Origin of the sequence: Gloeobacter violaceus PCC 7421 (genome assembly GCF_000011385.1) — a bacterium.
GTDB classification, from domain to species: domain Bacteria; phylum Cyanobacteriota; class Cyanobacteriia; order Gloeobacterales; family Gloeobacteraceae; genus Gloeobacter; species Gloeobacter violaceus.
On sequence record NC_005125.1, the window covers coordinates 137048 to 149259 of the forward strand.

General features: G+C 59.4%; 11 protein-coding genes. 8 read left to right on the top strand and 3 right to left on the bottom strand.

All coding sequences use genetic code 11. From position 1 onward, the window contains the following. The first annotated feature begins 144 nt into the window (after nt 1–144). A complete protein-coding gene (locus GLL_RS00745) occupies nt 145–1548 on the top strand; it encodes an IS4-like element ISGvi2 family transposase (protein ID WP_011140150.1) in 1404 nt (467 codons plus the stop codon). Here GLL_RS00745 and GLL_RS00750 read toward each other — a convergent pair. Continuing rightward, nucleotides 1493–2218 carry a hypothetical protein gene (locus GLL_RS00750; protein WP_011140151.1) on the bottom strand — a complete coding sequence of 242 codons (726 nt, stop codon included), beginning with the start codon at nt 2216–2218 and terminating at the stop codon, nt 1493–1495. The genes GLL_RS00745 and GLL_RS00750 overlap by 56 nt on opposite strands. 259 nt (nt 2219–2477) lie before the next feature. Here GLL_RS00750 and GLL_RS00755 point away from each other — a divergent pair, with 259 nt between their 5' ends. The 4 genes from GLL_RS00755 to GLL_RS00770 are packed head-to-tail and all read left to right on the top strand — an operon-like array spanning nt 2478 to nt 4700. Continuing rightward, on the top strand, nt 2478–2816 hold the full coding sequence (locus GLL_RS00755) for a hypothetical protein (protein ID WP_011140152.1): 339 nt from the start codon (nt 2478–2480) through the stop codon (nt 2814–2816). A 60-nt stretch (nt 2817–2876) separates the two neighbouring features. After that, a complete protein-coding gene (locus GLL_RS00760; RefSeq protein ID WP_011140153.1) occupies nt 2877–3464 on the top strand; it encodes a ParA family protein in 588 nt (195 codons plus the stop codon). Between the two features lie 57 nt (nt 3465–3521). Continuing rightward, nucleotides 3522–4397, top strand: coding sequence for an IS982 family transposase (locus GLL_RS00765; protein WP_011140154.1), 876 nt, complete (start codon nt 3522–3524; stop codon nt 4395–4397). A 48-nt stretch (nt 4398–4445) separates the two neighbouring features. Further along, nucleotides 4446–4700 carry a hypothetical protein gene (locus GLL_RS00770; RefSeq protein ID WP_164928401.1) on the top strand — a complete coding sequence of 85 codons (255 nt, stop codon included), beginning with the start codon at nt 4446–4448 and terminating at the stop codon, nt 4698–4700. A 74-nt stretch (nt 4701–4774) separates the two neighbouring features. Here the strand turns inward: GLL_RS00770 and GLL_RS00775 are convergent, their stop codons facing one another. Beyond that, nucleotides 4775–6343: an IS1182-like element ISGvi6 family transposase gene (locus GLL_RS00775; protein ID WP_011140155.1), complete on the bottom strand. Its 1569-nt coding sequence runs from the start codon at nt 6341–6343 to the stop codon at nt 4775–4777. Between the two features lie 214 nt (nt 6344–6557). After that, the gene (locus GLL_RS00780) at nt 6558–7004 is read right to left on the bottom strand and encodes a Clp protease N-terminal domain-containing protein (protein ID WP_011140156.1); all 447 of its coding nucleotides are present in this window, start codon (nt 7002–7004) and stop codon (nt 6558–6560) included. Between the two features lie 1378 nt (nt 7005–8382). On the opposite strand from GLL_RS00780, the gene GLL_RS00785 reads away from it, so the two are divergent. The 3 genes from GLL_RS00785 to GLL_RS00795 all read left to right on the top strand — a co-directional run bounded on the left by GLL_RS00785 (nt 8383) and on the right by GLL_RS00795 (nt 12065). After that, complete coding sequence (locus GLL_RS00785) at nt 8383–10395, top strand: VCBS repeat-containing protein (RefSeq protein ID WP_164928438.1); 2013 nt, start codon at nt 8383–8385, stop codon at nt 10393–10395. Nucleotides 10396–10834: 439 nt separating this feature from the next. Next, nucleotides 10835–11116 (top strand): hypothetical protein, encoded by a 282-nt coding sequence (locus GLL_RS00790; RefSeq protein WP_164928439.1) that lies wholly within the window; start codon nt 10835–10837, stop codon nt 11114–11116. A gap of 73 nt (nt 11117–11189) precedes the next feature. Then, entirely contained in the window at nt 11190–12065 is an 876-nt protein-coding gene (locus GLL_RS00795) for an IS982 family transposase (protein WP_011140159.1), read from the top strand. Nucleotides 12066–12212: the final 147 nt, after the last annotated feature.

Consider the following 12212-nt stretch of genomic DNA (forward strand, 5'->3'; position numbering starts at 1 on the left):
AAGCGGAGGGCGAAGCGCACCCTTGCCTGTAGGAGTGGCCGTGGTATCCTCTCCGCTTTGGCTATCCATTACCCACATTTTTGAGAGCGCCTCTGTCTGCTGTGCGCCAGTCACACTGGGAGCGTACTGGCTCAGCCGTGGCCCATGCCGACCATCGACCCCTGGACCGAACACGAACTGCAACACCTCGATTTGGGCGATGCCCGTCGCCACACCCGACTCAAGCAGCTGCTCTCCAGCCTCGCCCGTCAACCCCATGCCTCTCTGCCCCAAGCCTGCGAGGATGCCGCCGCCCTCAAAGCCGCCTACCGCTTTTTGGACAACCCGCAGTGCCACCCTGCAGATATCCGCCAGGCCCATGCCAGTGCCACCGCCGGCCGCCTGGCTGCCCTACCGCTGGTGCTGCTGATTCAAGACACCACCGAGTTGAACTTCACTGCCCACCCCCACACCACCGGGCTGGGCCATCTGTCCAAGCCCGAAAGCCAGGGACTGCTGGTCCACTCGCTTCTGGCTGTGCGGCCCGACGCCGTCGCCCTCGGCTTGTGCTGGCAGAAAGTCTGGACCCGTGCGGCCCAGGTGGAGCATCTGGCCGCTCGACGCCAAAAGCGTCCCCAACAGCACAAAGAATCCCAACGCTGGCTGGACGGTCTGGCGGCTGCCAAAGGCTATGTGCCGCCGGGGGGCGAAGCGGTGCTCATCGGCGACCGCGAGTCGGACATGTTCGGCTTGTTTGCGGCACCGCGCCCGCCGCAGTTGCATCTCTTGGTGCGCGCCGCGCGCCAACGTCGGCTGGCCACCCCCAAAACGTTGCTGTTCGAGGTTTTCGCGGGTGCCTCAGCCCAGGGCCACTATCGGTGCGACCTGGCGCGCCGTCCCGGGCGGGCGGCGCGCCAGGCGAGGTTGCAGGTGTACTGGCAAGCAGTGCAGTTGCAGCCGGGTCGCAATGACCAGACGCACAAAGGTCAACCGCCGGTGTCGGTGTGGGTGGTGCGCGCCTGGGAAGTGGACCCGCCTGCGGGCGAAGAGGGTATCGATTGGTGGTTGTTGAGTAGCCAGCCGGTGACCACGCTGGAGCAGGCGCTGGCCTGTGTGCACCGGTACACGCTGCGCTGGTTAATCGAGCGCTATCACTACATTCTCAAAAGTGGTTGCGCGGTGGAGCAGTTGCAGTTGGAGACGGCACAGCGTTTGGAGCGTGCGTTGGCAGTCTATTGCATCGTGGCGTGGCGGTTGTTGCAATTGACTTACCAGTCTCGCAGCGAGCCGGAGTTGCCGTGCACGGTGGCGTTGGCGCAGCACGAGTGGCAGGCGTTGTATTGTCGGATGACCCAGAGTCGGCAGTTGCCCGAGGAGGCGCCGAGTTTACGTCAGGCGGTGCGGTGGATAGCGCAGTTGGGAGGCTTTGTCGGTCGTAAAGGGGACGGTGAGCCTGGGGTGAAGACGCTGTGGCGAGGCTGGCAGCGGCTGGAGGATTTGGCAGCAGGGTGGCTCATCGCCCGCTCAGCGATGGCGGGCGATGGGAACGAAGATGTGGGTAACGGATAGCCGCTTTGGGGGGGGAATGCTCTGGGCTCAGCCAAGTGCTCGGAACGTTGAATTTGTTGATCAGACGTCTTTTATGACAATTGGGTGTCAAATTAAGACGGCTCTTGAGTGCACTCGGCTCAAGTGCAGCACGGCTGTGGCGATAGGCGACCGACTGCCCCAGCCATTGGCGGTAGCGCAGCCAAAACGGGCTGGCGGGGTTGGCCGCCCATCCTGTCGTATTCAGCAGTGCCAGCATCCGATCGATCAGTGTCGCGCCTAGGTAGACCCGGTTGGGGCCGTGCGCCTGGCGAACCGACACCAGCAGCCCGGCAAATTCGATCTCAGGCCACAACCGAAACACCGTCGAGCGGTCGCATCCTGCGTAGTCGGCGATCGTCTCGGCACTCGCCCAGCAGTAGCCCGCCCGATCCACAAGGCCGATCACCGCTTCGACTATCCGCCCGATCGTGTGCGCCCGGCTGCGGCTGACCCGCTCGTGCACCAGACCGGTCCATCGGTGATCTGTGGCCAGCTCCTCCACCAGTGCGCGGGCCTGCTCGGCCGTCTGCCTGCGCGCCTTCGCCAGACCGCCGGTGTAGAAGGGCAACGCACGACCAGGGCGGCGGGTCGGTCCTTGTTGCTCGGCGAGGGCCGGGGCTCTTTCGCTCTCAAAAATTTCTGCGTACATTATCGGTAGAGTCCAAGCCAGTGTTTGTGGCTTGAGAGCTTTAGACCTTTCAGGTGTATAAAACCCTGTTCGGTTCCCGCAGAGCCAGGGAGTTCAAGGCTCTGTGTTAGGCTTCTCAATTGCGAATAGCTTACCCGATCTTTACCCACCACATGTGGTGTCGCCGGGCCGATTTACCAAAGTTTTTTTCCAGATATGCCCTTCCTAACGGCCGGTCGGCTACGATGCTTGGCGTGAACCCCCGATAGAGGGCTCAGCCGTGCCACCGCCGCCTATCCCCGAGCCCGTGTCGGGGCGCATGGATATCGCCATCAAAATTAACCAGCTGCCCCAGGCCCAAAAGCTCAAGGACGGCTGGAGGCGCTTCTTCGTGCAGGCGGGTGACGTGCGGGTGATGGTCACCGTCCGACCCAAGATTTTCGAGCGACTCGTGCAGACCACCGCCCGCTACCCGTTGTGGGTGGCGGTGATCACTGGCCAGATGGGCGTCTCCATCGGTGGCAGGCACTTCCAACTGGAGCAGCCCAACCTGCAGGTCTTCGAGCGCAAGCCCAAGCCCGAGCGACCGCCGCAGCCCCAGGCCGCCGCCGCAGAATAGTCGCCAGTTCTGGTATTCTTGCTTTCTGGTATTCTGGTCCATTAAAAGCCAGACTGGTTCGTGAAAATCCTGACTTTGACCGGCTACAAGGGCGGGGTGGGCAAATCGACCACCGCCGTTCACCTGGCAACCTTTTTCAGCGATCACGGCCGCACCGTGCTGATCGACGGCGACCCCAACCGCACCTCGATGCAATGGGCGCAACGGGGCAAGCTGCCCTTCTCTGTTGCAGACGAGCGGCAGGCGATGAAAGCCGTCACCGGTGCCGAGTGGATCATCATCGACACACCGGCCAGGCCGGACGGCACCGACCTGCAGGAACTGGCCAAGGGTTGCGATCTGCTCATCCTGCCCACCGCACCGGACGTGCTGTCGCTGCGGCCGATGCTCGAAACCGCCCAAGCCCTCGGCCAGGCCCGCTATCGCGCCCTGGTGGCCATCGTGCCGCCCCGACCCAGCAGGGAAGGCGAAGCGATGCGCGACGAACTCGACAAGAACGGCGTGCCGGTGTTTCGGACACTGATCCGGCGCAGCGCGGGTTTCGCCAAGGCCGCGCTGGAGGGCGTCCCCGTGCGCGACGTGTCGAACCCACGCGCCCGGTTGGTGTGGACGGATTACCGTGCTTTAGGTAACGTCAGTTCGGGATAAGGAAATGCGGTCCGCCTAGGCTGGGATTAGCACATCACAAGCCACGGACCGCTCGCTATGCCCAGTCTAGAAGCGCTCTTTTGCCATGTCGATGACTTCTGCCGACGCTTCGAGCCACTCTGGCAGCAACAACTGCTCGACGATGGTCTGCGACACCGGCGACGGCCACGCCGACTCTGTCTCAGTGAAATCCTGACAATTCTGATTGCTTTTCACCAATCCGCCTACCGCCACTTCAAGGCGTTCTATACACAGATGGTCTGGGGGTACTGGCGCAGCGCTTTTCCTGGACTGGTCAGCTACCCGCGCTTTGTCGAGTGGATGCCTTCTACCCTCCTGCCGCTCAGTGCCTACCTGCGCCACTGTTTTGGCCGGTGCACCGGCATCAGTTTCATCGATTCGACGCCGCTGCACGTTTGCCATGTGCGCCGGGTCCACGCCCATAAAGTCTTCGCCGCTCTGGCCGCTTGGGGCAAAAGCTCGGTGGGCTGGTTTTATGGCTTCAAGCTGCACCTGGTGGTCAGCGAGCGCGGTGAACTGCTGGCGATGAGCGTGACGCCTGGGAATACCGATGACCGCAAGCCTGTGCCTGAATTGCTCAAAGACTTGCACGGCAAGGTATTTGGTGACCGCGGCTATATCAGTGGCAAGCTTGGGAGGCAATTGCGCGAGGATTTCGGTATCGCGCTGATGACCAAGTTGCGCCGCAAGATGACCAATCGACTGATGGTGATGACGGACAAGCTGCTGTTGCGCAAGCGCGGGATTATCGAAGCGATCAACGACCAGCTGAAGAACATTTCTCAGATAGAGCACACCCGTCATCGCAGCGAAGTGAACTTTTTGGTCAACCTGGTGTGTGGATTGATTGCCTACTGCCACAAACCGAAGAAGCCGTCGGTAGCCTCGGATGTCGACCAGCTCAATGCTTAACCCGAACTGACGTTTAGGTAAAGAGGTCCTTGAAATCCTGGAGGCGACATGACCGGAAAGTTTGGTGAGATCATCAGGGAAGCCAGAAACCAAGAAAACCAGAATGCCTTAAAACCAGAAAGCCAGCATGCCAGCAAACCAGAAGAAGCAAGTTCTCTAGAAGGCGACCCTTATGTCAACCTTTCGATCAAGGTCCGCCTCTCTCGGCGCTCCCACTGGGTGGCCGAAGCGAAACGGCGGCGGACCTCAATCACCGCGGACATCATTGAGGCACTCACCAAGAAATATGGTGAGCCGGGGTAAAAGGGCCAATAAATTTGGGCGCAAGACAGCGCAAAAGCCAATAGCCACCTGCAGCTAGAGCATCGGTCCAGAACCTAAGCCGCCTGTGAACGCCCAGCGGCTTCCTGTCGGGCTAGCACATGCAGATTGTGCACCACCGCCACCCGACGCAAATCGAATAGATTCTTGCGCACGCCCAGGTAACGGGCTCGGCGTCCCTGCCACTGACCGATGTGCGCCAAACTGTGCTCGACACTCACGCGCTCACGCAACTTCGCTCGACCCTCCTTTGTCTGCTGGCGTTCGCGCAACTCGACCAGCAGAAGTTCGTCCGGATGGATCGAGACACTGCGACCTTTGGGGCTGGTCGTGCAGCGTTCCTGTAGGGGACAGCGCCGACAGCGCGCGGCCGGAAACCGCACTTTCCCACCCACCTCAAAAGGCTGGGTGACGCCCTGTGGACAACGAATCCGCATCGCCTCCCAGTCGAGCACGAAGGCCGTCTTCTGGAAGTACGGCCCATTTCTAACCGGCCAGGCTTTGCAGTAAATACGCAAGTCTTCTGGACGAAGTCTGACCCACTCGCTGCTCAGATACGCCCGGTCGATGTGCAGTTCAATCAACTTCACCCGCTGAGGCTCCAGGTCCGCCTCGATGTCCCTTGTCACCGCCGCTTCCGGTCGGTTGGCCGCAGTAATGCCCACTGCGCGCACCAGGCCGCTGTCGATGTCTTTGAGCACGTGGCGCTTGTAGCCATCGATGCGCACCGCCCGGCTTTTGCGGCCGTGGCGCATCGCGGGGTCTTCGATGCTGATGCGCCGCTCGCGGCTGACTCCACGCCGAAGGACAAACTGTCCGCGCGAGTTGAGTTGTACGTCCTGCTGGTGGACTTGCTCGGCCGCTTGCAGACACCGTGCGACCCCAGCCTGAGGGGGTTGAGTTTGCCCGTCCAAGTAACTTTCCAGCGATTCGAGCGCCCCGAGCAGCCTTCCCAGAGCTTCGGCACATTCGTCCGGTTGACTCCAATCGATGTCCAGGGCAGCCTTCAAACTGCTGCCCGCGACGAGTGTGGTGCCTGTCTGCTCAGCCCATTGCGCCAGTCCCACCCCCGTCTGGCACACCATGATCCTCAATGCCTTGCGCATTGCATGGCCCAACAAATTAAAAGAATCCTCGACTCTCCCGGCTCCCCACAAAGGGCTCGAATCGAGGGCCGCCCGCAACGCCCGTGAGCCGAACCCGCCGTCGCTGGTGGCCAACTCGATGGTCCGCTCAATCAGGCGACGGTCGAGGCCGTGGGCGATGAGCGCTTGGCGGAAGCGTATCAGGGTGGCTTTGCCGAAGGGGGCTTCCTCGCAATCGAGGCAGTCGAGCACCATCTGCCACCGGCGGTCCATGGTGAGCACTTCAATGGTCTCGTCGTCGGAGATACCGGTGTAGGCCTGCAAGACAGTGGCCAGGGCCAGTTGAGCCGGTGGGATGGGCGGCTGACCGCAAGGGCTGTCTTTGTAGATGCCGGCCAGTTCGCTCTGGAAGGCGGCGTCGAAGAGTTGATGGCGGATGCGGCGCAGGAAAACGAACAGCTTGGCGCGACGGATACGCTTGAGGATAGCCTGCTCAGCGGGTGAGGGTTCCACTGGCGGCTGCCAGACAGAAGGCTGCATAGGCGAAGGAGGTAGAGGTCGTCTCCAGAAAAGAGGATGCGGCTTCTACCGTCAACTGCTGGTTCTGGACCGATGCTCTAGTCTTCCTTATGAGACTGTATTGCGTCCGTTCGCAAATTGCTCATAGGTACCAGGCCTATGTGTATACCGAGTGTCGTAAGGGAATAAAGACAGCTCAAGACACTAGAAAAAGTAACCCACTTTAGCATTCGCATCACGAATTCTGCCAGCGTGACAGCAGGGATTCTTCTAAATCTGCTAGTTCTACACCGGTATCCTCAAATAGCCTTTCGACTCGTGCACTATCAACACGAATAACGGCCAGTAACAAATGCCGCGTATCGACCTGCAAGTCGCCAAACTCCTGCAAAATGGCAGGTGCAAGTTCCAACGCTCTTTTAGCATCAGCAGTAAAAGAAATTTCTACATTCCACCATTTTGTGCTCCTAGAACCGCGGCCGAAAGTGCGCGCTATCGCTTTGCGTGCTACTTCGCGAGTGAATCCAGCAGAAGTGAGTATGCGAGCAGCAACACTGTGTTTTTGCCGAACGATACCGAGTAAAAGGTGTTCTGTTCCAATTTGCACGGCTGCCAAACGTCGCGCTTCAATAGCTGATAGCATAAGCACCCATAGCGCTTCCCAATCAAAGTTATCGTACATTGTTTCAAGCCCTCTCTATTAAGTAATACAAGTAAGCACATCTCACCACTTGAGCAGATGTGGATCCATCTTATCCTTGCCTCTCATAGTGCGAAGCGCTTGGGAGGTACCATTTACCGTAGAACGAGAGGCAAGTCACTTGATTTATTTATGGCCCGTTCTCGCATATATCCCTAAATCTGCCCAAGTGGTAGATCGTTGGCCAAGTCCACCTTGTACTCTCCAACTGCTATCCTTACTTGCTTGACAGACTTGCCAGCTGTGCCAACGCTAAGTTATGAGCCTGTGAAGCACCTACATAAAAGGCTTTATTGTATTTCAGCGAACAACACCTTTTGAGAAGATAAGTGTATATTTTATGGTGTACAAAGATACGCGAGAGTTTGACATGAGTATATTAAATTTGAGATCAAGCAGTAAGGGCTCGATACTTTCTCATCTCTCAGAGGGCATTGTTTTGTCTTGTATTCTGGTGTTTACGACCTCTGGAATCGCAAATGCACAGGAGTTTGCTACTACTGCCACAACCATTGTGAATAATCAAGTTGACATCTACGCGCTCGGCGAAGGTATAGGTATAGTTCTTGCGGAGAATGTAACCATCGGAGGGACACCGGTATACTACGAGGCTCCAGAAGGCACAAGAGAGATTCAATATATAGCTCCACTTTTTGCCAATGGCAGACTATTGGTCGGCTATCTCACCGACAAACCATCTGTTAGCATTGGTCCTGGTTTTCTACGGTTGTTTCCAATTCTTCCTGTCAAGTTCATTAAAAACTTGGGTTTTCCATATGGACGCGCGACTATGGTTTACTTTGGTCGCTCTAGCCTCAACTACAACACATCAGATAACAAACATGATCCTTACTATTTCAATGTCAGTACTGGTGACTGGTCTACTTGTCCTAGTGAAACCAACTCTTCAACTGCACTTTTTAAATTAGCCGCATCAGCCGTTCCAAACACTTATTCTATTTCTGGAGGATTTGGCTTCGACTTTGATGGAAGAGCAGACCCTTCTTATTTTGATAAATCTACCAGCAATTGGGTAGCACGTTTTTCATCTGTCAATCAAACTGTTACTCTGGGAAATTTTGGCAATTCTAGTACAGATATACCTGCGGTTGACGATTTCGATGCCGATGGCGTCTCAGATCGCACTGTCTTCCGTAGTACCACTAATGATTGGTTTTCCATCTACAGTTCGTTGCTGCGCAATTCTGGAAGAATCATTCGTGTTCCCAGCAGCGGCACCCTCCACACCGTTGCCCCCACGGGAAGCGGCACCCTCGCGTGGATGTACCGCTCATCTTCCTCCACTGCCGCCTGGAACCCCCCTGCCTACTTTGGCTCCGGCGTTACTGGCAACCCCGCCTTGATCCGATTGGCATACGACAGTTCCTTGCGGGCCGTGTACCGCAACACCTCCGGCGGCCTCACCGAGTACAAGCTGCCTGCAGGCGGTTCCGGCTGGCAAAAAGTCGCCGACTTCGGCTCGGGAATCGTTGGCAATCCGTCCCTAGTCGAAACCGTCAACGGCAACATGTGGGTGGTCGCCCCCAACAGCTCCGGCGGCCTGAGCGCCTACAGCAAGGTCTACAACACCTCCTGGGGGCTTTTCTCCAATTTCGGCTCGAACGTATTCGGCAACCCCTCACTCATCCGGCTCGCTTTCGACGGCTCGCTGCAGGTCGTGGTACCCAACGGCAACGGCCTCGCGCATTACCAGCTGCCTCCGTACGGCAGCTGGCAAAAAATCGCCGACTTCGGTTCGGGCGTGGTCAGTAACCCCACGCTGCTTGAGACGGTCAATGGCAATATGTGGGCGTTGGTTGGCAACAGCTCCGGCGGCCTGACCGCCTTCAGCAGGGTCTACGGCACCACCTGGGGCGCAACCAGCTTCGGCTCGGGCCTGAGCGGCACCCCGGCCTTCGCCAAACGCACCAGCGACGGCGCCCTGGAGGCAATAGCGATCAAGCAAACCGGCGGCCTGGCCGAGTACCGCCTGCTGCCCGGCGGCAGCGCCTGGACCAAGCAGGCGGATTTCGCCACCTCCGTCACCGGCAACCCGCTGCTCATCGACACCACCGGCGGCAACCTCTCGGTCGTCGCCCCGGGTGTCTCCGGTGGCCTGGCCCACTACACCCGCGGCGCTTCTTCGGGCTGGAGCGGTGCGGTCGCCTCGGCGTCGATACCCGGACGGGGGGCATCTTTGGGGGCTTTCCCCGCCGCCGGTTTCGTCGGTCGGCCCATCCCGGCGGACTACGACGGCGACGGCCGGGCCGACCGCGCCGCCTTCGACGCCAATTCGTACACCTACCAGATCAAGCAAAGCTCCGACGGCGTCACCCGCACCCATGGGCCTTTCAAAACCAGTTCCGGCGGCACCATGGTCTTCGAGCTGCCCGGCGACTACGACGGCGACGGCAAGGTGGACCCGGCCGCGGTCAACGCCTCGACCTACAACGGCTGCCCCTTCTCCCCGGACGGGGTGTGCACGAATTTTGACATCGTCTTTCGCTCCTCCGCCAACGGCGGCACCAACCTGCAGACGACCGTCGTCGCCTACGGCGGGCAACCCATCGACGGCTACTTGTATCCGTTGGTGGGCGATTTCGACGGCGACGGCAAGGACGACCCGGCCTACTTCTTCCCGGCTTTCAACGTCACCTACTACGTCTCCAGCCTCAACCAGACGGTGGTGGAGAGCGGCCCGGGCTGCGGCTACGGCTACGAGACGGTCAACAATTTCACCAACGTCGGCATCAACTTTGCCATCTCGCCCATCCTCATCGATACCAAAGGCGACGGCTTCGCGCTCACCGCCGCCGACGGGGGCGTCCTCTTCGACCTGCAGGGCCGCGGCGGCATCGCCAAAAACGCCTGGACCGAGACCGGCTCGGATGACGCCTTTTTGGTGCTCGATCGCGACGAGAACGGCACCATCGACGACGGCCGGGAGCTTTTCGGCAACCACACCGCCCAGCCCGCCAGCGTCGAGCCCAACGGCTTTTTGGCCCTCGCCGAGTTCGATAAGACCGCCCACGGCGGCAATGGCGACGGAGCGATCTCCGCCGCCGACACGGTCTTTTACCGCCTGCGTCTGTGGCTCGACGCCAACCACGACGGCATTTCGCAACCGGCGGAGCTGGTTGCCCTGCAGGATAAGGGAATTGCCCGCTTGGCCCTGGAGTACGCCCAGTCGCCGCTCAAAGACCGCCACGGCAACGCCTTCCGCTACCGCGCCAGGGTGTACGACCAAAGCGGGGCGACCAATGGCCGCTGGGCGTGGGACGTCTTCTTCGCCGTCGCCAAACCCAAGTCCCGCGAGGGCCTGATGCCGATGGGCAAGCAAGTACTGATCTACCAACAACCGGTCGGACAATGAGCCGGGCGACCCGCCCGTAAAATCTTTACCCAGACCGCCAAACAGACCGGCAAGCGGCTGTACCGTCGCACTGCGGTTGCCCGTGCTTCCGGGGCAAGCCGACCCGGCCCCGCGCGCCTGCCAGCCGAGCGATGAAGAAATGGCGGGCGAGGCTGGCGCGTTTGCGGCGGCAAAGCCAAGGCAAGGCAACCGTCTACTACTCATTCTGGCCTGTGGCTTTTCAGGTATAGTGTGAAATCCCGAAGGCCTCCGTTTCTCTGCCCGCCTCGGAACGAAATGCGTTCTTACAAAGTGCCGCAAACCCCCACATGGGATTCAAATTGTGGTACATAGTGTTGTGGTATTGGTACAACGAATTTTGGCCTCGGTGCTCGCGCGGCACTGCCGCAGCCGTTTGCCGAACTGCCTACGTTCCCCTTCCGCTATCAGGAGCAACTGTATGCCCCGCGCCACAAACGCCGCCCTCGCCGCGGTGCTGGCCTGCGCCCTGTCGCAGACCGCCGCCGTCCCCCAGACTTCCAACAACTTCCAGGTCAAAACTTCCGGACCCACCGCCACCCACTGGCAGTTCAAATCCACTCCTTACACCAAGGGCACCCCCACCGGGATGCCCCCCCTGACCCCGACGGCCCAGACGCTCACCGGCATGCCGATTGGCACCATCACCCAGTTCCAAGAGGAGGCGACGGCGAACGTGCCCTTGGGCATGTACGAATACTAACGTCAGTTCGGGATAAGGAAATGCGGTCCGTCTAGGCTGGGATTAGCACATCACAAGCCACGGACCGCTCGCTATGCCCAGTCTAGAAGCCCTCTTTTGCCATGTCGATGACTTCTGCCGACGCTTCGAGCCGCTCTGGCAGCAACAATTGCTCGCCGATGGTCTGCGACACAGGCGACGGCCACGCCGCCTCTGCCTGAGTGAAATCCTGACGATTCTGATTGCTTTTCATCAGTCCGCCTACCGCCACTTCAAGGCCTTCTACACCGAGATGGTCTGCGCTTACTGGCGAAGCGCTTTTCCTGGATTGGTCAGCTACCCGCGCTTCGTTGAATGGATGCCTTCTACCCTCCTGCCGCTGAGTACCTATCTGCGCCACTGTTTCGGTCCCTGCACCGGCATCAGTTTTATCGATTCGACCCCGCTACACGTCTGCCATGTGCGCCGCGTCCACGCCCACAAAGTCTTTGCCGGCCTGGCCGCTTGGGGCAAAAGCTCGGTGGGCTGGTTTTACGGCTTCAAGCTGCACCTGGTGGTCAACGAGCGCGGTGAACTGCTGGCGATGACTCTCACGCCTGGGAATACCGATGATCGCAAGCCCGTGCCCGAACTGCTCAAAGACTTGCACGGCAAAGTGTTTGGCGACCGCGGCTATATCAGTGGCAAGCTTGGCAGGCAATTGCGGGAAGATTTGGGGATTGCGCTGATTACCAAGTTGCGGCGCAAGATGACCAATCGACTGATGGTGATGACGGACAAGCTGCTGTTGCGCAAGCGCGGGATCATCGAAGCGATCAATGACCAGCTGAAGAACATTTCGCAGATAGAGCACACCCGTCATCGTAGCGAAGTGAACTTTCTGGTGAACCTGGTGTGTGGATTGATTGCCTATTGCCACAAACCGAACAAGCCATCGGTGGCCTCGGATGTGGATCTGCTCAGCGCTTAACCCGAACTCACGTAATACTACGAGGCAGAAGAAGCGGTCCTCGATCAGCCCTCCCCCGCCCCGGACGTCAGGGTCCCCGTCAGCGTCAACGCCGGCAGCAACGTCGCCACCGGCAGTTTCAACAACCTGAACGCCCTGACCGGGTCC